The organism is Dyella halodurans, from assembly GCF_026283925.1.
Taxonomy (GTDB): domain Bacteria; phylum Pseudomonadota; class Gammaproteobacteria; order Xanthomonadales; family Rhodanobacteraceae; genus Dyella; species Dyella halodurans.
Genome location: NZ_JAPDPF010000010.1, coordinates 143,087 through 163,209, shown reverse-complemented (window position 1 = coordinate 163,209; position 20,123 = coordinate 143,087). Strand labels below are relative to the sequence as shown.

General features: G+C 65.6%; 18 protein-coding genes. 7 read left to right on the top strand and 11 right to left on the bottom strand.

All coding sequences use genetic code 11. The annotated features are described in order from the left end of the window. The first annotated feature begins 102 nt into the window (after positions 1 to 102). A complete protein-coding gene (locus tag OUZ49_RS18650) occupies positions 103 to 750 on the top strand; it encodes a DUF4124 domain-containing protein (protein WP_266152109.1) in 648 nt (215 codons plus the stop codon). 122 nt (positions 751 to 872) lie between these two features. Here the strand turns inward: OUZ49_RS18650 and OUZ49_RS18645 are convergent, their stop codons facing one another. The 5 genes from OUZ49_RS18645 to OUZ49_RS18625 all read right to left on the bottom strand — a co-directional run bounded on the left by OUZ49_RS18645 (position 873) and on the right by OUZ49_RS18625 (position 6,774). Continuing rightward, positions 873 to 3,200 carry a phosphomannomutase/phosphoglucomutase gene (locus tag OUZ49_RS18645; protein ID WP_266152108.1) on the bottom strand — a complete coding sequence of 776 codons (2,328 nt, stop codon included), beginning with the start codon at positions 3,198 to 3,200 and terminating at the stop codon, positions 873 to 875. Positions 3,201 to 3,268: 68 nt separating this feature from the next. Continuing rightward, positions 3,269 to 3,739 (bottom strand): dUTP diphosphatase, encoded by a 471-nt coding sequence (gene dut / locus OUZ49_RS18640; RefSeq protein ID WP_266152107.1) that lies wholly within the window; start codon positions 3,737 to 3,739, stop codon positions 3,269 to 3,271. Beyond that, positions 3,736 to 4,941, bottom strand: coding sequence for a bifunctional phosphopantothenoylcysteine decarboxylase/phosphopantothenate--cysteine ligase CoaBC (gene coaBC / locus OUZ49_RS18635; protein ID WP_266152106.1), 1,206 nt, complete (start codon positions 4,939 to 4,941; stop codon positions 3,736 to 3,738). Before coaBC ends, dut begins: the two co-directional genes overlap by 4 nt. 137 nt (positions 4,942 to 5,078) lie before the next feature. After that, positions 5,079 to 5,978, bottom strand: a complete 900-nt coding sequence (locus tag OUZ49_RS18630; protein WP_266152105.1) for an SDR family NAD(P)-dependent oxidoreductase — start codon at positions 5,976 to 5,978, stop codon at positions 5,079 to 5,081. Between the two features lie 55 nt (positions 5,979 to 6,033). After that, on the bottom strand, positions 6,034 to 6,774 hold the full coding sequence (locus tag OUZ49_RS18625; protein WP_266152104.1) for an SDR family oxidoreductase: 741 nt from the start codon (positions 6,772 to 6,774) through the stop codon (positions 6,034 to 6,036). A gap of 116 nt (positions 6,775 to 6,890) precedes the next feature. Here OUZ49_RS18625 and OUZ49_RS18620 point away from each other — a divergent pair, with 116 nt between their 5' ends. The 4 genes from OUZ49_RS18620 to OUZ49_RS18605 all read left to right on the top strand — a co-directional run bounded on the left by OUZ49_RS18620 (position 6,891) and on the right by OUZ49_RS18605 (position 11,469). Next, entirely contained in the window at positions 6,891 to 7,793 is a 903-nt protein-coding gene (locus tag OUZ49_RS18620; RefSeq protein ID WP_266152103.1) for a LysR family transcriptional regulator, read from the top strand. Positions 7,794 to 7,902: 109 nt separating this feature from the next. Then, entirely contained in the window at positions 7,903 to 8,574 is a 672-nt protein-coding gene (radC, locus tag OUZ49_RS18615) for a RadC family protein (protein ID WP_266152102.1), read from the top strand. A gap of 471 nt (positions 8,575 to 9,045) precedes the next feature. After that, the gene (argS, locus tag OUZ49_RS18610; protein WP_266152101.1) at positions 9,046 to 10,737 is read left to right on the top strand and encodes an arginine--tRNA ligase; all 1,692 of its coding nucleotides are present in this window, start codon (positions 9,046 to 9,048) and stop codon (positions 10,735 to 10,737) included. Next, positions 10,738 to 11,469, top strand: coding sequence for an SPOR domain-containing protein (locus OUZ49_RS18605; RefSeq protein ID WP_266152100.1), 732 nt, complete (start codon positions 10,738 to 10,740; stop codon positions 11,467 to 11,469). It begins immediately after the preceding gene. Positions 11,470 to 11,544: 75 nt separating this feature from the next. On the opposite strand, the gene OUZ49_RS18600 is transcribed toward OUZ49_RS18605, so the two are convergent. The 5 genes from OUZ49_RS18600 to speA all read right to left on the bottom strand — a co-directional run bounded on the left by OUZ49_RS18600 (position 11,545) and on the right by speA (position 17,432). Further along, complete coding sequence (locus tag OUZ49_RS18600; protein WP_266152099.1) at positions 11,545 to 12,405, bottom strand: NAD(P)-dependent oxidoreductase; 861 nt, start codon at positions 12,403 to 12,405, stop codon at positions 11,545 to 11,547. A 16-nt stretch (positions 12,406 to 12,421) separates the two neighbouring features. Then, the gene (locus tag OUZ49_RS18595; RefSeq protein WP_266152098.1) at positions 12,422 to 13,612 is read right to left on the bottom strand and encodes a DUF3734 domain-containing protein; all 1,191 of its coding nucleotides are present in this window, start codon (positions 13,610 to 13,612) and stop codon (positions 12,422 to 12,424) included. Positions 13,613 to 13,628: 16 nt separating this feature from the next. After that, positions 13,629 to 14,369, bottom strand: a complete 741-nt coding sequence (locus tag OUZ49_RS18590) for an acetoacetate decarboxylase (RefSeq protein ID WP_266152097.1) — start codon at positions 14,367 to 14,369, stop codon at positions 13,629 to 13,631. Positions 14,370 to 14,561: 192 nt separating this feature from the next. Next, positions 14,562 to 15,347 (bottom strand): 3-hydroxybutyrate dehydrogenase, encoded by a 786-nt coding sequence (locus OUZ49_RS18585; protein ID WP_266152096.1) that lies wholly within the window; start codon positions 15,345 to 15,347, stop codon positions 14,562 to 14,564. A gap of 195 nt (positions 15,348 to 15,542) precedes the next feature. Further along, entirely contained in the window at positions 15,543 to 17,432 is a 1,890-nt protein-coding gene (speA, locus tag OUZ49_RS18580) for a biosynthetic arginine decarboxylase (protein WP_266152095.1), read from the bottom strand. Between the two features lie 292 nt (positions 17,433 to 17,724). Here speA and speE point away from each other — a divergent pair, with 292 nt between their 5' ends. Further along, entirely contained in the window at positions 17,725 to 18,579 is an 855-nt protein-coding gene (speE, locus tag OUZ49_RS18575) for a polyamine aminopropyltransferase (protein ID WP_266152094.1), read from the top strand. A gap of 98 nt (positions 18,580 to 18,677) precedes the next feature. Here speE and OUZ49_RS18570 read toward each other — a convergent pair whose 3' ends face one another. Next, positions 18,678 to 18,878, bottom strand: a complete 201-nt coding sequence (locus tag OUZ49_RS18570) for an antitermination protein NusB (protein ID WP_266152093.1) — start codon at positions 18,876 to 18,878, stop codon at positions 18,678 to 18,680. Positions 18,879 to 19,044: 166 nt separating this feature from the next. Between OUZ49_RS18570 and OUZ49_RS18565 the strand changes: the two genes are divergently transcribed. Continuing rightward, positions 19,045 to 20,076, top strand: coding sequence for a hypothetical protein (locus OUZ49_RS18565; RefSeq protein WP_266152092.1), 1,032 nt, complete (start codon positions 19,045 to 19,047; stop codon positions 20,074 to 20,076). Positions 20,077 to 20,123: the final 47 nt, after the last annotated feature.

Genomic DNA, 20,123 nt, shown 5'->3' with positions numbered 1-20,123 from the left:
AGCACGTTGGCGACGTTAGTCACACCGGTGATCGAGGCGGCATGGCAAGGTCATGGCCGGTACCGTCCGCCGGCTATACTTCCGCCGACAAGGGGGAACTTCATGCGTAAAACAGTTTTTGCCATCGCGATGCTCGCGCTGGCAACCGGCCTGCACGCGCAGGCACAAAGCAGCAGCCATGGCGGCATCCGCTATCGCTGGCGTGATGGCAGCGGCCTGCCGCATTACAGCGACAGCCTCTCATCCGATGCCCTGAAGTACGGCTACGACCTGGTGAATGATCGCGGCCTGGTGATCCAGCACGTCGATCGCCAGCTCACTCCGGAAGAGCGCGCCGCTGCCCAGCAGCTGGCCGACCAGCAGGCCGCCCAGCAGCATGCGGCGGCAGAGCGCACCCGCACGGACTCGCAAATGCTCGCGGCCTATCCGACCGAAGATGCCTACAAGGATTCGCAACAGCAGAGCCTGGGCAACATCGATCAGCAGATCAACACCACGCGCGTCAACCTGCGTAGCCAGGAAAAGGCGCTGGCGGACCTGCTGACGCGCGCCGGCGATCTGGAACGCGCCAAGCAACCGGTGCCGAAGTCCCTCAACGATGGCATCAGCAAGCAGCGCAATATCGTGGCGGGCCAGCGCAATACGCTCGAGCGCCAGCAGAACGCCCGTGACGCCGCGGAGCAGAAGAATGCGCAGGATCTTCAGCACTACCGTGAAGTGAAGGCAGCGCACGACAAGCCGCAAGGCTAAAGCGGGGGTTGGGGAAGAGTAGCGGGGGGCGAAAGCCGCCTACTGAGGCGCTCTTGAACTGGCCCGGCGGCTTGCCTCGATAGCCGGTTTTGGCGCCCTCGCTACTCGCCCCCAGCCCCTCGCTAGAACGGCAGCTTCAGCGACGGGTCCACGGCCAGCAATTGCTGACGGAACACGTTCTGGATGCGCGCCAGCGCAGCCGCGTTATCCGCGTCGAAACGCAGCACCAGGATCGGCGTGGTGTTGGACGGGCGAACCAGGCCCCAGCCATCCTGCCAGTCGGCCCGCACCCCGTCGATGGTGGTAAGCGTGGCGTCGCCAAACGTCGCGCGCTGGCGAAACTTCTCGATGAAGCGGTAGTGCTCGCCCTCGGTCATCTCCACCTTGAGTTCGGGCGTGGAGACACCCTTCGGACAAGTGGCGAAGATTTCCTCGGGCGTACGCTCTTCCGGATCGCCGGAAAGAATCTCAAGCAGACGCGCGCCCGCGTAGATACCGTCGTCGAAGCCGTACCAGCGCTCCTTGAAGAAGAAGTGGCCGCTCATTTCGCCGGCCAGTTCGGCGCCGGTCTCGCGCATCTTGGCCTTGATCAGCGAGTGGCCGGTGCGCCACATCAGCGGGCTGCCGCCGGCGTCGAGGATTTCGCCCTTCAGGTGGCCGGTGCACTTGACGTCGTAGATGACGGTGGCGCCGGGCTGGCGCGACAGCACATCGCGCGCGAACAGCATCAGCGTGCGATCGGGGAAGATGATTTCGCCTCCCTTGGTGACCACGCCCAGGCGATCGCCATCGCCGTCGAAGGCCACGCCCAGGTCGGCGCCCGTCTCCTTCACCGCGAAGATCAGGTCTTCCAGATTGTGCGGATCGGACGGATCGGGGTGGTGGTTCGGGAAGGTGCCGTCGACGTCGCAGTAAAGCGGAATCACATCGCAACCGATGCCTTCGAGGACCTGGGGTGCGACGGCGCCCGCGATGCCATTGCCGCTGTCGACCACGATCTTCAGGCGGCGCTCGGCCTGCACATCGGAGGTAATCCGCTCGATGTAGTCAGGCAGCACATCGACATGGCGCAAATTGCCCTTGCCATCGCGGGCGAGCGCGTTCGCGGCGATTCGACGGTAAAGATCCTGGATGGCGCCTTCGGACAGCGTCTCCCCTCCCACGACGATCTTGAAGCCGTTGTAGTCCGGCGGGTTGTGGCTGCCGGTCACCGCCACGCCGGAGCCCGTGTTGAAACGGTAGGCGGCGTAATAGACCACCGGCGTCGGCACGGCGCCGATATCGATCACATCGATGCCGGCCATGCGCAGTCCATCCGACAGGGCGCCAGCCAGTTCCGGGCCGGAAAGGCGACCGTCGCGACCCACCACGATTTCCGCCAGACTCTTCTCACGCATTACCGTGCCGATCGCCTGACCGAGCAGGCGAGCCACGTCCTTGGTCAGCGAGGTGCCCACGACACCGCGCACGTCATACGCGCGGAAAATCGTGGGATCGACCGTCACCTTGACGGGTGCTGCTGGCTCGGACTTGGCGGCGCGGGGCGCATCGAGCTTCGCCGGCTCCGGGGTGGATTCAATCATGTCGGACAAAACAGGTTCCTCAACTTGCATGCCACGCTGGCGGCGCGGGTGGCTGCGCAGCCAGAACAGATAGGACCCGCCGCCGAGGGCGAGCAGGCCGAGCAAGGCCGTCAGCGGCCACACCTTCGGCAGCACGATGTACGCGCCCGGCAACGCAGCCACCACGCTTAGCGTGCTGCCGGCGATCGGTTCACTGCGGTTGGGCTCGCGCTCTGCCGACGGGTCGCCCGACCACAACAAGCGCAAATCGCCGCGATCGTCGCCTTGCCGGAGCTCCAGTCTGCCGCCTGCTGGCGGAATGGACTCGAAACGCTGCTGCAGGGACCCGAATGGCAGTTCCACCCAGACCCAGGCCTGTGGATGCCGGGGCTGGCCGACCGGCAGCACCAGGGTTAGGTGTCGTTCGCCCTGACCTCCGGCAACGGTCTGCGCCAGGGTTACGCCGTCAGCGGTTTGCGCCGCCATCAACTGCGCGGCCTTGCCGTAGCCGAACACGCGGTAGTTGGCGTGGATGACTTCGTCGAGACCGCCGCTATAGACATTCAGCGCCAGCGCCTGCGGGATCTGCTGACGCAGGATGGCGCCCGCCTCGGCAGGGTCGGCCGTCAGGCCGGCGGTGTCGGCAGCGTCGATCACCGCCTGGACCCGGCCGCGCTCGCTGGCGATCTCGGCGGCCAGCAACTCGGCCACCTGCTTCTGGGCGGCGTGAACCCGTTCGATGGCACTGCTCTCGCCCGCGATCAGCCAGGTCTGCCACAGGCAGAACAGTCCGATCAGCAGCAGTAAGGTGCCCAGCGCCAGCGGCAGCAAGCGCTGCCACTCGATGGTTCCGGCGAATGATCGCCCGCGCGTGCTGATTGTTGCCATACCCTGTCCCCAAGCAGGTTGTCTGGCCACTCGACATCACAGGCGCCCTCGGCACCCGGATGGCAGGCCTAGTTAACTCCGGTCGAACCGAAACCGCCCTCGCCCCGCTGCGACGGCGCAAACTCCTGCACCACGTTCAAGCGTGCCTGCCCCACCGGCACCAGCAACAACTGGGCGATGCGATCACCTACGGCGATGGTGTACGGCTGCGTGCCGCGGTTCCAGCACGAAATCATCAGCGGGCCCTGGTAGTCGGCATCGATCACGCCGACCAGGTTGCCCATCACCAGGCCATGTTTATGGCCCAGGCCCGAGCGCGGCACGATCAAGGCGCACCAGCCCGGATCGCCGATATGAATCGCCATGCCACTCGGCACCAGGGCGCTCTCGCCCGGCAGCAGGGTCAGTGGCGCCTCGATGGCGGCACGCAAGTCCATCCCCGCGCTGCCGACCGTCGCCGGCTCCGGTAGCGGAATGACATCGCCCAGGCGCGGATCGAGAATTTTCAGCTCGACATCAACCCCTTGCCCACCCCTCATGCGCGCACCGCCCGGTAGCGCTCGGCCACCTTGGCCACCAGCTGATGTGCCAGCTCCGTCTTGGAGGTACGCCCCAGTTCGGCGACACCTTCAGGCCAATAGAGGGTCAATGCGTTGTCGGCAGCCTCGAAGCCGAGGCCGCCACCGACCTGGTTGGCGGCAATCATGTCCAATCCTTTGCGCTGCAGTTTGTCGCGCGCGTACTGCTCCACATCATGCGTCTCGGCAGCGAATCCAACCAAGAAGGGGCGCACGGTTTGTGCGGCCAGGCTGGCGAGAATGTCCGGATTCTCGGCGAGATGGAGGACCAGCGCCGCACCGTCGTGCTTCTTGATCTTCTGGTTGGCCACGCTCGCGGGGCGGTAATCACCCACCGCGGCGGCGCCGATATAGATGTCCGCTTGAGCGGATGCGGCCACCACCGCATCGCGCATCTGCGCGGCGCTACGCACGTCGATGCGGCGTGTCACGCCCTGCGGCGTGGGCAGACTCACCGGACCCGCCACCAGGGTGACGTCAGCACCCGCCTGGACGGCAGCCTCGGCGATCGCAAAGCCCATTTGCCCGGAACTGCGGTTGCCGATGAAACGTACCGGGTCGATGTCTTCGTAGGTCGGGCCGGCACTCACCACGACTTTCAGGCCGCGCAACGCGGCATCGCCGAACGACGCCACCATCGCGGCGCGCAGCTCCATCGGCTCCAGCATGCGACCCGAGCCGATATCGCCGCAGGCCTGGTCGCCCGAGGCAGGTCCCAGCAAGCGCACGCCGCGCTGGCGCAAGGTCTCGATATTGGCCTGCACCGCCGGATGCGCCCACATCTGCTGGTTCATCGCCGGGGCCAGGTAGACGGGCGCAGCGCTGGCCAGGCACACCGTAGTGAGTAGATCGTCGGCCATGCCGTGGGCGAGACGGGCGACCAGGTCGGCGCTGGCTGGCGCGATCAGGATGCGCTCGGCCCAACGCGCCAGCTCGATATGACCCATGGCCGCTTCGGCCTCGGCATCCCACAGGCTCACGCGAACGGGCTGGCCGGAAAGAGCCTGGAAGGTGGTGGCGCTGACGAAGTGGGTCGCCCCCTCGGTCATCACCACGCGGACCTCGGCGCCGAGATCACGCAGCCGGCGGACCAGCTCGCACGACTTGTAGGCAGCAATGCCGCCGGATACGCCCAGCAGGATGCGGCGTTGGGCAAGACTCATGGTGTGTGACCTGACAACCGGTTAGGGGCGTAGCTTACCGGAATCGTCAGGTTCTCTCGGTGACACTACGCCGCGGAAACCATGGTCTGACGCGGCGGGTGAAAGCCGGTGAAGCGGATGCCCACCGGCTCCTGACCTCACGCCACGGCATGTGGCCTGAGGATGTCTTCCAGCCCGATGCGGCGGAGCAGTTCGGCCCTGACCCGATCGGCCACGCCGTTGACGATTTCCGCGCCGTCCTGCGACGGATCGATATGCACGCGGAACGGCCGTTTGCCGAATGGCGCATTGACGACGGCGACCATGGCATCCGCCACCGCTTGTGGATCGGCATCGGCCGGCTCCAGTGCGGCCAGGCCCTTGAAGGCGACCTCGCCAAAGTCGGCGGTGGGGCCATCGGCATAGGCTTGCGCCACGTCCGTGTCGGCCGGCGCGCCGGCATGCGCGAAATGGTTGGTGCCCTGGGTGAAGGCACCGGGTACGACAATGGAGGTCTCGATGCCCCAGCGCGCCAGCTCGCCGGCATAGCTCACCGCCAGCGAATCCATGCCCGCCTTGGCGGCGAAGTACGGCGCCAGATAGGGCGGCGTGCCACCGCGAACGCTGCTGGACGACACCCAGACCACCAGCCCGCGCCCCTGTTTGCGCAGTTGTGGCAACGCGGCGCGATTCACGCGCTGGGTGCTCAACACATTCACGTCATAAAGTTCGGCGAACTGCTCGGGCGTGAACGCCTCGGCCGGCCCGTACGACATATGGCCGGCGTTGTGCACGACCACGTCGAGGCGGCCGTGTTCGGCCACGATCCGGGCAATCGCGGCATCGACCGACGCCTGCGCAGCCACATCCATCTCCATGGCGCGCAGATCGATGCCGTGTTGATGCGCGTATTGCTGCACCTCGGCCACGCGCCCGGCGTTGCGTCCGGCCGTTTCGCGCATGCCCGCATAGACCGTGTGACCGGCATCCGCCAGCGCGCGTGCGCTCATCAAGCCAAAGCCACTCGACGCACCCGTGATGACAATGATGTTTTTCATGGTGATGTGTCCCTGGAAAGGGCGTCGCCCCTGGGGCGGCGCCAGATAGAAAGATTCAGATGAGGCCGCCATTGGCACGCAGTACCTGGCCGTTCACCCAGCTGCCATCGGGACCGGCGAGGAAGGCCACCACGTTGGCGATGTCGTCGGGTTGGCCCAGGCGTTCTAGCGGGGCCGCCTTGGCCATCTGGGCGACCAGTTCGGGCGACTTGCCCTTGAGGAACAGGTCAGTGGCGGTCGGGCCCGGCGCCACCGCATTGACGGTGATGTTGCGACCGCGCAGCTCTTTCGACATGACGTGCGTCAGCGCTTCCACCGCTGCCTTGGTGGCGGCGTAGACGCCATACGTAGGCAGGTAGGTGCCCACGATGCTGGTGGAGAAATTGATGATGCGGCCACCGTGGGCAAGGCGCTTGCCGGCTTCGCGCAAGGTGTTGAACGTGCCTTTGAGGTTCACCGCGATGGTGCGGTCGAACACGTCGTCGTCGGTATCGGCCACCGCAGCGAGCTGCATCATGCCGGCGTTGTTGACCAGCACGTCGACCTGGCCAAAGGCCGCCTCGGCCGCGTCGAACAGGCGGCGCACGGCTGCCGGGTCGGCGATATCCGCCTGCGCCGTCAGCGCACGGCCGCCGGCTGCCTCGATCTTGCGGGCCAGCGCCTCGGCAGCGGCCACTTCGCCAGCGTAGTTGATGACCACGATAAAGCCATCGCGGGCCAGTCGTTCAGCAATCGCGGCGCCGATACCGCGGGAACCACCGGTGACCAGGGCGACTTTGGGAGTGTTGGCAGACATGGGGAACATCCTCTGAAGGGGGCCGACGATGTGTCGGTGGTGAGAGGATGGACTTTTCTGTTTGGCGGATAATCCACTGAAATCCGCCTTCATTATTCGGACAACGGGAACAAACCATGGACAAGGTCGATGCCATGCGCTTGTTTGCGCGGATCGTGGAACGACGCAGCTTCACGCTGGCGGCGCAGGACCTGGCGCTGCCGCGCTCCACCGTCACCGAGGTGGTCAAGCGCCTGGAGGCGCGCCTGGGCGCGCGGCTGCTGGAGCGCACCACGCGACAAGTGCGACCCACCCTGGACGGCGAGGCCTACTACCAGCGCTGCCTGGCCATCCTCGCCGAGATCGAAGAGGCTGAAGCCGCCTTCACCGGCGCCAAGCCCAGCGGCCTTTTGCGCATCGATGTACAAGGCACGCTCGCGCGTCACTTCATGCTGCCCGGCCTGCCCGCCTTCCTTGCACGCTACCCCGGTATCGAACTGCGCATCGGCGAAGGCGACCGCTATGTCGACCTGGTGCGCGAGGGCGTCGACTGCGTCTTGCGTGTCGGCAAGCCAGCGGACAGCAGCATGGTCGGCCGGCAGGTTGCCCTGCTGGAGGAGGCTACCTGCGCCAGTCCTGCGTATCTTGAGCGCCACGGCATGCCGCGGTCGCCCGACGATCTCGAGGGCCATCGCATGATCGGCTTCGTCTCGTCCGCCACCGGCAGCGTGATCCCACTGGAGTTCCAGGTGAACGGGGCGCTACGCCAGCTCACCCTGCCGGTCACCACCAGCGTCGTGGCTGCGGAGACCTATGTCGCCATGGCGCGACTGGGCCTGGGTCTGATCCAGGTGCCGCGTTACCGCCTGCAGCAGGACTTCGCCAACGGCACCCTCGTCGATGTCCTGCCGGCCTTTCCGCCCGCGTCGTCACCGGTCTATCTGCTCTATCCCCAGAACCGGCAGCTGTCGCCACGGGTGCGGGTGTTCGTCGACTGGCTCGCCGCCGAGTTTGCGGCGCGCCTGCCGCTGACCACCTGAGAGCCGCTTGCCCGCCAGCCAGCGCCCACTCGACCTCGGCGGTCCCGCCGACACGCGGCGCCGCGCGCCCCCGATGGGCTGTGCTGGGCACTGTCATCAGTCTGCCGGCATGAGCATTCGTGAATGGCCAGCCCAGGAACGGCCCCGCGAGAAGCTGCTGACGCGCGGCTGTGATGCCTTGTCCGATGCCGAATTGATCGCGGTGCTGCTAGGTAGCGGAGTCCCAGGCACGGACGCCATCGCCCTGGGGCGAGAGATGCTGGGCAACAGTGGCGGTCTCAGTGCCTTGCTCGGTGACCCCGGCAGCGCGGTTCAACTGCGCGGCATTGGCCCGGCCAAGCGGGCACGTCTTGTGGCCGCGCTTGAACTGGCGCGCCGCTCACTGGCCGAACAACTGGCCGAGCGCCCCAGCCTTGGCAACCCAAGTGACAGCGGCAACTACCTGCGCGCCCGCCTGCGCCACCTGCCTTACGAAGTGTTTGGCTGCCTCTATCTCGATAACCGGCACCGCGTGCTGGCGTTCGAGGAGCTGTTCCGCGGCACCATCGATGGTGCCAGCGTGCATCCCCGCGAAGTCGTCCGCGCCTGCCTGCGGCACAACGCGTCCGCGGTGATCTTTGCGCACAACCACCCTTCGGGCGTGGCCGAACCGAGCGCCGCCGACCGCGCAATCACCCGCGAACTGCGCGATGCGCTGCAACTGGTCGACGTGCGGGTACTCGATCATCTGGTGATCGGCAGCGGCGAACCGGCATCCATGGCGGCCCTCGGCCTGCTTTGACGGCGTCAAAAAGAACAACGGCGCGGGGGAGGCCGCGCCGTGTAGCCGTCTTGTGGGGAGAAAGGAGAGGAACGGCAATCTCCCTGTGCCCACCAACGGGGAGGTGTCAGCGGGAACAGGATCAGTGTGGCAGTGCCGCATGACAGACCCATGACGGGGGCTTGGCTATCTGCCTACAGGCTGCGCTCCGCAACTTATGCACATTTGGCCGCGGACGGCCCTTTCCGGTCCACTGCTGCCAAACCCCTCACATGTGTCTCTCAACCGTATGAAATGATTTATTATTTTTCATTACACGGTGATTTCAGCCGGGAAATAGGGGGCATCGCCGGTGCGCGCTGCAATCTTCCTCACAGACTTATCCACAGGTTGCCTGCCCGCAGCGCAGCATGCCGCAAAACCCTTGCGGGACCGGCCCCGGCGACGCGGGTCTGATAGGATTGACCGTTCCACCGTCGCCCGACTAATGCCGTGAAAGAACAGCTGCGCGAACTGCTGCTGCAGGCTATCCATACCCTGCAGAACGATGCCACCCTGCCCGCGGACCTCGAAGTGCCGAACTTCGTGATCGAGCGCGCCCGCAGCCGCGAGCACGGCGATTTCGCCGCCAATGCCGCCATGCTGCTGGCCAAGCCGGCACGCGCCAAGCCGCGCGAGCTGGCCGAGAAGCTGGTCGCGGCCCTGCCCGCCAATACCTTGGTGGACAAGGTGGAGATCGCCGGCCCGGGCTTTATCAACTTCTTCCTCGCACCTGGCGCCTATCACGACGAACTCGGTCGCATCCTGGGCGAGGGCGACGCCTATGGCCGCAGCACCAGCGGCGGCGGCAAGACCGTGGGCGTCGAGTTTGTCTCGGCCAACCCCACCGGCCCGCTGCACGTCGGTCACGGTCGCAACGCGGTGCTGGGCGACTGCCTGAGCCGCCTGCTCGAAGCCACCGGCTGGAAGGTGAAGCGCGAGTTCTACTACAACGACGCCGGCGTGCAGATCCAGAACCTGGCCGTCTCCACCCAGGCGCGTGCGCGCGGCCTCACCCCGGACGATGCCGGCTGGCCGGAGGACGGTTACCGTGGCGACTACATCGCCGACGTGGCCAAGGCGTATCTCGCCGGCGAGTCGGTGATGGCCGACGGCCACAGCGTGACGGGCGCCCGGGATCCCGAGAATCTCGAGGCGATTCGCCAGTTCGCCGTGGCCGCGCTGCGCCATGAGCAGGACCTTGATCTCAAGGCCTTCGGCGTGGGCTTCGACGTGTACTTCCTGGAATCCTCGCTCTACACCGACGGCAAGGTGGAAGAAACCGTGCGCGAGCTGGTCGCCCACGGTCACACCTACGAGGAAGGTGGCGCGCTGTGGCTGCGCTCGACCGACTTCAATGACGACAAAGACCGCGTCATGCGCAAGTCCGACGGCACCTACACGTACTTCGTGCCGGACGTGGCCTATCACCTGACCAAGTGGCAGCGCGGCTACGAGAACGCCGTGACCGTGCTCGGCTCGGATCACCATGGCTCGCTGGCCCGCGTGAAGGCCGGCCTGCAGGCGCTGGATATGGGCATCCCCAAGGGCTGGCCGCATTACGTGCTGTACCAGATGGTGACGGTGATGCGCGGCGGCGAGGAAGTGAAGCTGTCCAAGCGCGCCGGCAGCTACCTCACCCTACGCGACCTGATCGAGGAAGCCGGCCGCGACGCCACGCGCTACTTCCTCATCTCGCGCAAGGCCGACTCGCAGCTGGTGTTCGACATCGACCTGGCGCGCTCGCAGAGCAACGACAACCCGGTCTACTACATCCAGTACGCCCATGCCCGCGTCTGCCGCGTGCTGGAAGAACTGGCCGAGCGCGGCCTGCCCGCGCTCGACACGGTGGCGGGCATCAAGCAGCTCGGGCGGCTGGACAGCGAACACGAACAGGCGCTGTTCACCGAGCTGTCGCGCTACCCCGAAGTGGTGGAAGCCGCCGCCGGCAATCTGGAACCGCACCTGATCGCGCAATATCTGCGCGAGCTCGCGGGCGCCCTGCATAGTTACTATCACGAGCACAAATGGATCGTGGATGATGCGGAACTGCGCAACGCGCGCATTACGCTCGCCGTCACCACGCGCCAGGTCATTCGAAACGGTCTTGATTTGCTGGGCCTCAGCGCCCCGGAGAAGATGTAAATGGCAGCACGCAAGGGCAAAGGTCGGCAGGCCGTCCGCAATAACAGCGGTGGCATGCCGGGCTGGGGTTGGGCCGTCATCGGCATCCTGATCGGTGCCGTGCTGATGTTCGTGGCAAGTGGTCATCTGCCGATGGCGCCGCGCCCCAACGAGGGCCCGCAGCCGAATCCCCAGGCCACCGCCCAGCGCGGCAGCGACGCCGGTGCCGCGGCCTCGGAATCCACCTCGGCCACCGACAACGCCCCGGCGCCGAAAAAGCCGCAGTACGACTTCTACTCGGTGCTGTCGGAAAAGGAAGTTCGTATTCCCGACGCGGTGATCAGCGCCCAGGCCAAGGCCGAGCAGCAGCAGAAACAGCAGGCCCAGCAGGCGGCCCAGAGCGCTGCCCAGCAGCAGGCCAGCGTGCAGAAGCCGGCCAATGCACCGGTAGCGGTCGCCGAGGCGGTCACGGCCGCCCCCGAGGCCGCCGTGAAAGCACCGCCCCCGGCAGCGGGTGCGGGAGGTTATTTGTTGCAGGTCGGCGCCTTCCCGAGCCCGGCCGACGCCGAGACGCTCAAGGCCAAGCTCGCCATGCAGGGTTTCGTCGCCAATGTCGCGTCCGTCAGCGTCAACGGGCAGACCTACAACCGCGTGCGCCTGGGCCCGTTCCATTCGGCCACCGAACTGGAGACGGCCAAGCAGCGCCTCGCTTCGGCCGGCATCAATGCGATTGCGTTGAAGGAAGGCAAGTAAGGCCACCTCGCACGCAGCGCAACAGAAAAGGCCGTGTCTCACGACACGGCCTTTTTTATGTCGTGCTGGCTGGACTCAGCCCTTGCGCTTCAGGCGAATCAGCGCCGAGATATCGTCGTCACCATAGCCCTGGCTCATCAGCTCGGCATAGTCGGCGAGCGAACGCTCGATCACGTTGCGGCTGGTGCCTGCACTTTCGGCAATCCGGCGCACGATGCCCAGATCCTTGTGCAGCAGGCCCAATTTGAAGCCCACGCTGAATTCGTCGCGCAGCATGGTGGCGCCACGCTTTTCGAGGAACCAGTTGCCGGCCGCGCCAGCGCCAAGCGTCGGCAACAGGCGTTCGGGATCGAGGCCCAGCGCCTCGCCGAGGGCGAGACCTTCGCACACGCCTTGCGCGATGCCCGCCACCAGCACCTGGTTCACGGCCTTGGTCGCCTGGCCGGCACCGACGGCACCCAGATGCGTGATACGTAGCGCATAGGCTTCCAGTACCGGGCGCGCGCGTTCGAGCACGTCGGCATCACCGCCCACCATCACCGACAGCTTGCCGTTCCTGGCGCCTTCCACGCCGCCGGAAACCGGCGCATCGAGGAAGTGCGCGCCGACCGCGGACAAACGCGCCGCCGCCTGCTTGGCGGTATCCGGTGCGACGGTGGAGTGGTCCACCACGATCGCGCCGTTCTTCAGATGCGGCGCCAGTGCGTCGATCGTGCCGAGCACGTCGGCGTCCGCGGTGACGCACAGGGCGATCACGTCGCATTGCGCCGCCAGCTCGGCCAGCGGCGGCGCCGCTACGCCGAGTTCCTTTGCTACGGCTTCGGCGTTGGCCTTGGTGCGACTCGACACGGCGTGCAGTAGGCCCTTGGCCTTCAGATGCCCTGCCATCGGCGTGCCCATGGCGCCGAGCCCGATAAATGCTGCCTTGAGACTCATGGTGGTTCCTGATTGATCAATCTTCGCAGTGGACGTCGTGGGTAATGAAAGGATGTTCGGCACTCGGCCGTTCGAACCAGGTCGGCTCGGCCAGGGTGCATTGCATATCATCCATGCCAGCATCCCAATGCTGGCGCATGCTGTCGATGCTGAACTCGTAGTCTTTGTAATGTCCTTCGTAAGGCTTGTTGCGATAAATGAGGTGGAACAGGTTGACCAGGGCGCTGCTGGCGTAGATCTCGGCGTGGCGATAGGCAGGATGGTGGCGCTGGTCTTCCGGCACCAGGGCCATCACATCGTGCAGCACGCGCTCCTGCCGCTGCCGCATACCCATGTATTCGGTAATCAGGCGGGTACGGCTGGAGTACTGGATGTCCTTGGTGCGCGACGTCACTTCGGCTAAATCATGCGGCAACTCGCCGCGCGAGCTCCACAAGTCCACCTGGAAGATCAGCGAATCGCAGCGCGCTGAATCGGCCAGCACCTTGTAGAGCGGCGTATTGGAGACCATGCCGCCGTCCCAGTAAAACTCGCCATTGATTTCGATCGCAGGAAAGCCGGGCGGCAAGGCACCGGATGCCATGAAATGCTCGACCCGCAGCGGGCCTTCCGTGTTATCGAAGTAGGCGAAGTTGCCGGTGCGCACATTGACGGCGCCGACCGACACACGCATCGAAGTCTTGTGGTTGATGCGGTCGAAATCGACCAGCCGCTCCAGCGTGAGCTTCAAGGGCGCCGTGTCGTACCAGCTCGCCGTGGCCGGCGAGGAATTCCATGGCAGCAGCGGAAAGGGCCGCGGATAGAAGAAGCCGGGCTGCCCTTCGGTAAGCGCGCGAAACGCCGCCCAACCGCTCTGGACGTTTTGCCAGGTCAGCTGCCACGCCCCCGGCTCCAGCGGCGGCGTGGGCCACACCGGCAACAGCGGTGGACGACATATGGCCTGCCAGAACTCGCGCAAACGTTCCACCCGGTGCTCCGGCGCGTTGCCGGCGATGATGGCCGCGTTGAGCGCGCCGATGGAGATGCCAGCAACCCAGTTGGGATGGATGCCTGCCTCGTCCAGCGACTGGTATACCCCTGCCTGATACGCTCCGAGCGCGCCGCCGCCCTGCAATACCAGGGCGGTGACCTTGTATTGCCGATGGTGCTCTCGCGCCAGGTCCTGGTCGGTGACCGTCAGTGCTGCCTTGTTTTTACGGACGTCCATACAGATAAACCCCGGTTCAATCGGCCAGATAGTCGTACACGACCGTGCCCAGGTCGAGCGTCAGGTCGGTAATGAAGTGGTGGGCCGACTCGATCTTCAGCACCGGCAGGTCGGCCACCGGCGCCAGCGCGTGGGGATGCAGCTCCAGCGAGGCCGGTCCGGTCCAGGCGCCCTTGAGCGTGACGTTGGTGGTGTAGTAGCGGACCAGCTCGCAAATGCGCGGCGTGCCATCCACGTGCGGGATGATCTTCAACAGGTAGTTGGGTGCTGCCAGGCCGGCCAGGATGGCATCGCGATCGGCCTCGCGATGCTTGAAGCCCATGGTGGCCTTGGCCACGCGCACCTTGCCGTAGTCGAGGGTACCGACGATGGTGTCGATCTCGGTATCCAGCGCCGGGCTGGCGAGTTTCTTCGGAAAGCCCCACAACTCGCGGCCGCCCGCAATCGGCGGGTGATCGTTGAGGTACATCGAGTGCACATAGCTTCCCCGCTCGCCGCGGAAGCTCACGGGAATCACCTGCCCCGACTCGGTGTAGTCGCCAAAGCCGGTGGAATCGGGCATGCGGATGAACTCGTACTTCACCAGCGGCTGCTCGATCTCCAGCGGCTCCGGTACCACCGCGCGCAACGCGTCCAGATCGGTGCGATAGGTGACGACGAGGAACTCGCGGTTGACGAATCGATACGGTCCCGGCGGAAAGGCAGGGCTGGTAAGCGGCATGGCAAAAGCGTTCGCTAATACGTCGGCAATCTTCACTGGCGGTCCTTGTGGGGAAGCGAGGGTCGGGGAGGCCGAGCCGCATGCATGCCTCCTGGTCCGCAGGCGAGGGACGCGCAACGAAGGAGCAGTCGCAGCAGCCGTGTCGACAGGTTCGCCGGCACGGCTGCTGGGCGTCCTCGCTACGCATTCTTGACCCCTCCATGCGGGCCGCATGCGATGCGCGGTGCGCTACTGCATATACCAGCCGTGGCTGACCACGATGGATTGCCCGGTCAGCGCGGCCGAGGGGAAGGTAGCCAGATACAGCGCGGTCTGCGCGATGTCCTCGACCGTGGTGAAGACGCCATCCACGGTGTCCTTGAGCATCACGTTCTTGATCACGTCGGCCTCGCTGATACCCAGCTCCTTGGCCTGCTCCGGAATCTGCTTCTCCACCAGCGGCGTGCGCACGAAGCCGGGACAGATCACGTGCGAGCGCACATTGTGCGCCGCGCCTTCTTTGGCCAGCGTGCGCGCCAGGCCCAGCAAGCCGTGCTTGGCGGTGACGTAGGCCGACTTCAGCTTGGAGGCTTCGTGCGAATGCACCGAGCCCATGTAGATCACGATGCCGCCGCGATCGTCCTTGTACATGTGCTGGAGCGCGGCCTTGGTGGTGAGGAAGCCGCCATCGAGATGGATGGCCAGCATTTTCTTCCAGTCGGCAAAGGCGAACTGTTCGATCGGATTGATGATCTGCACGCCAGCGTTGGAAATAAGAATATCCAGATGGCCAAACGCAGCGACCACCTTGTCGGTACCGGCATTGACGGCTGCCTCGTCGGTCACGTCCATGGCGATGCCAATCGCCTTGCCGCCGGCGGCCTTGATCTCGTTCGCCGTAGCGTCCGCTGCCTGCTGGTTGATGTCGGCGATGGCGACTGCCGCACCGTTCTTCGCATACAACTCGGCGATTGCCTTGCCGAGGCCACTGGCCGCGCCAGTGATGAGTGCCACCTTGCCGTCGAGACTTGCCATAACCACTCCTGTCGATGGGGAACGGGGAAAGCTGAAACGGAATCAGATTGCGCGCCGGCCAGCCTGGCCGTGGTGGACGACACAGGCTGGTACGGCTCGTGGGCGCACATCCATGCGACGAATGGAAACTTGAATGCGACTTTTCCTATCCGTCATTCCTGCGAACGCAGGGATGACGAGGTAGGAGCCTGTCGATCAGCGCACGCCCTCGGACAAATAGGTATAGCCGGTCAAACCTTCGTTGAGTGTGACGAATAACTGCTCGGCGGCCTCACCTTGCACACCCGCGGCAGCGATGCGCTCACGGTAGCTGCGACGCAGGACTTCCAGGTCGTAGCCGACGTAATCGAGCATGAGATCGGTGGTGTCGCCGCGACGCTTGTGCGCAAAGACATACGAATCACCATTCACGCGCACGTTCACCGCATCGGTGTCGCCGAACAGGTTGTGGATGTCGCCCAGGGTCTCCTGGTAGGCACCGACCATGAAGATGCCGAGGCGATAGCTCTCGTCCTCGTTCAAGGCATGCAGCGGCAGGCTCACGTCCACGCCCTCGGCATCGACGTAATGATCGATGCGGCCATCCGAATCGCAGGTGAGATCGACGATGACGCCGCGGCGGGTAGGTTCTTCGTCCAGTCGTGCGATCGGCGCGATCGGGAAGATCTGCTCGATCGCCCAGATATCCGGTACCGATTCGAACACCGAGAAATTGACGAAGTATTTGTCGACCAGCTTCTCGTCCAACTCGTCCAGCGCCTGGCGATGCGAACGCTCGGCCGGCAGCAGGCGCAGACGCACGGCATTGGCGATGGCGTAGTACATGTCGTCGAGCCGCGCGCGGTCGTCCAGGGTGAGTTGGCCGAGCGCGTACAAGGTCTGGCCTTCGACGAGGTGATGCTGCGCCTCGTGGAACAGCTCGAGCGCGGGACGCGCGTCGAGTTCTGCCCAGGTTTCGCGCAGGCGGCGCAGCACGGCCGGCTCGTCCTCGTGTGCTGGCGGGATGTTGCCAGCGGGCACCGGCTCGACCTCGGTCACGTTGACCACCATCACGGCGTGATGGGCGGTCATCGCGCGGCCCGCCTCGGTGATGATGTGCGGCGCCGGCAGGTTTTCTTCGGCCACCGCCTCGGCCAGCGACTGCACGATGGTCGCCGCGTACTGTTCGATCGAATAGTTGATGGAGTTGTGGCTGCGCGAACGCGAGCCTTCGTAATCCACGCCCAGGCCACCGCCGACGTCGACGATTTCCAGCGGCACGCCCATGCGCTTGAGTTCCACGAAATAACGCGTGGCCTCGCGCATGCCCGAGGCGATGTCGCGCACGTTGGAAATCTGCGAGCCCATGTGGAAGTGCTGCAGCTTCAGGGTGTGCTTGAGGCCGGCCTGCTCGAGGCGTTCCACCAGGGTCAGCACCTGGCTGGGCGAGAGGCCGAACTTGCCCTTGTCGCCGCCGGTGTTCTGCCACTTGCCGGCGCCGATCGAGGCCAGGCGCACGCGCACGCCCAGCAGCGGCTCGACGTTGAGGGCCTTGGCCTCGCTGAAGACATGGTCGAGCTCGGACAGCTTCTCGATCACGATGTGCACGCGCAGGCCAAGCTTGAGGCCGATCAGCGCCAAGCGCACGTATTCGCGATCCTTGTAGCCGTTGCAGATGACGATGCTGCCGGGGCGGGCCATGGCCAGCACGGCCATCAGCTCGGGCTTGGAGCCGGCTTCGAGGCCGAAGCCATGCTGACCCGCGGCCACCAGCTCGCCGGCCACGCCGCGCTGCTGGTTCACCTTGATCGGATAGACGGCCGTGTAGCCGCCCGTATAGCTCCATTCGCCAATGGCCTTGGCAAATGCGTCCTGCAAACGCTTGAGGCGGTCGGCCAGGATGTCCGGAAAGCGCACCAGCAACGGCAGGCGCAAGCCTTCGGCGCGGGCGCGGTCGACGATGGCCGGCAGCGACAGCGCCGGGCCTTGGGCGCCACGGGGGCGCATGACGATGTGACCTGCTGCATCCACGTCCACGTAGCCGTCGCCCCAGTGCGGGACGGCGTAGGTGTGGCGGGCAGCATCAATGTTCCAGTGCTTCGACATGGAGGGCTCCTTGTACAACGGGCGTGTGACACCCTGAACATGTCGTCGCAGCGGCGAGCCTTGACGCGCTTGCTCGGTGAGAGCACGAAGTCAGCCGGCCGGAAGCCTCGCACGCCGCGGGGCCGGACTGACTTGGCGGGCCGCTGGCGGAATCGCGTGACGGGCCGGACGGGTATTGTAACGGCCTGGTGTGACAATGTGCCTGCGGCGGTTTCCTGCGTTGGCGCCCAGTGGATGCCTTTGCGGCTACAATTTGCGGCCTTTCACCCCTCAAGATTGCTCAGGATTCGCCATGTCGCAGCAGCTCACCTGGTTCACCGAAGCCCACCAGGCCTCCGGCTCGTCCATCGGTTATCGCGTGGAGAAGCTGCTTCATGCCGAGAAAACCCCGTTCCAGACCATCGAGATCTACCAGACCACCGACTGGGGCAACCTGATGGTGATCGACGGCTGCGTGATGCTGACCAGCCGCGACAACTTCCTGTACCACGAGATGATGACCCACCCGGCGCTGTTCACCCATGCGCGCGCCAAGCGCGTGGTGATCATTGGCGGCGGCGACTGCGGCACCCTGCGTGAAGTGCTCAAGCACGAGGAAGTGGAGTCGGCCGTGCAGGTCGAGATCGACGAGCGCGTCACCCGCCTGGCCGAGCAGTATTTCCCGGAGCTGTGCGATGCCAACCATGACCCGCGCGCCGAGCTGCTGTTCATCGACGGCATCAAGTACATGGCCGAGGCCGAGCCGGAATCGCTGGACCTGATCATTGTCGACTCGACCGATCCGGTGGGTCCGGCCGAGGGTCTGTTCAACGCCGCGTTCTACGCCAGCTGCTACAAGGCCCTGCGCCACGGCGGCATCCTGGTGCAGCAGAGCGAATCGCCGCTGGTCCACCTGGAACTGATCAAGTCGATGCGCTCGGCCATGCGTACGGCCGGCTTCAACGCCGTGAAGACGTTGCCGTTCCCGCAGCCGTGCTACCCCACCGGCTGGTGGAGCTGCACCATGGTGCGCAAGGGCGGCGACCTCGCCGGCTTCCGCGAGCGCGGCGCCCTCAGCAAGAACTTCCCCACCCGCTACTACAACGCCGAAATCCACAAGGGCGCACTGGCCCAGCCGGAATTCATGCGCGAAGCGCTGGGCGAGTAATTCTTCTGATGTAGGAGCCCACCCAGTGGGCGACCAGCCAACGAAGCGGTGACGCCGCTACGCCCGGTCGCGCACTGGGTGCGCTCCTACACGGAAAGTCAGAACAGCGTCGAACGCACCTTGGGCAAGACCACCAGGATCAGCGTCGCGAGCGGTCCGATCACCAGAGACAGCAGAAACCACAGCAGGCCGCTGCGATTCTTGCCCTGGGCAAGACCCGCATTGATCAGCGCCAGCGTGCCCCAGCCGACAAACCAGGGCGCCGCACGCCCATCGGCCAATATGGAAAGATCATTCACTACCTGTCTCCTGTTCTGCGCAGGATGATAGAGACACCCCGAACGCTGCGAAGCGGCCATGCTAGCAAGCCCAGAGGCATTCTCCCGCCCCGGGCCTATCCCTGGATCAGGCGAGCTTAATGCGGGAGCAGTATGCTGGCGGCTTCGTTTTGCGAAGGATGACACGATGCTCGGACGGCGCCTCCTCACGCTCGGCCTGGTCTTTGCCGCCATGGCGAACCCGGCTTTCGCAGCCCAGTCAGCCGCCAAAGGCGGTTCCGCGACGTCCACGGAGGCCCAGCAGGCCGCGCGTCGCAAGGCCCTGGTCGCCTTCCAGCGCGACCTGATCAGCGTCATCGCGCCCCAGGCCGAGCCCCTGCCGCTGCTGGGTGGCGCCTTGCTGGCGCGGCCCTTGGCCGACCAGCCCGACTTCAACAGCTTCCACAGCCTGATCGAACGCGCGGCCCAGGCGCCCAATGCCGGCCCGGAGATCAGCTGGACCCGGCTGACCGACTGCGACGCCAAGGCCGATGCCTGCCCGAACCCTGACGCCCTGGCCAGGCTGGTCGCCCAGGCGCCGGACAACGCCGCGGTGTGGCTGCTGAAGCTTGGCCTCGACAGCCACGACGAAAAGGGCACGGCCGCTCGCGAGGACCTGGCCAAGGCGGCCGCGGCCAAGCTGTACGACGACTACACCGGGGCCAGCCTGAAGGCCTTGGCTACCACGGTCACCCTGTTGCCGCCGCCGCCCGCCGTGATCAACCCGCTTTCCGCCACCGGCGCCTCCGGCGTGCAGGTGATGATGGTGTTTGGCCTGGCCAGCACGCAGCCGCAGCCCGGCCTGCAGGCCACCGCACGGTTGTGCGAGGGCGCGGGGGACGACAAATCGATCAAGGACGACTGCCTCAAGCTGGGCAAGACCCTGGAATGGAGTTCCAGCCCGCTGGCCCGTTCGCTCGGCCTGCATTTGCGCGAGGTCCTGTCGGACGACCCGGCCCAGCAGGAAGACGCCCGCCGCGCCCGCCGCAACCTGGTCTGGCAGGTGGAGAACTTCGGGCAGCTGTCCGCACGCGCCCAGGGCGACCTGGGGCTGGCCCAGCATTTGCTGACGCTGGCGCGCTCCGGTGGCACCGAGATGAGCTTGCTGCTGACCGCCTTGCATGACTTCAACATCAACGTGGATGCCCCGGCCGACTGGGAGCCGCACAAGGCGGGCTGAAAGCCGGTTCAACATCCCTCTGGCCCGGGCATGAGCATCAGGCTTGC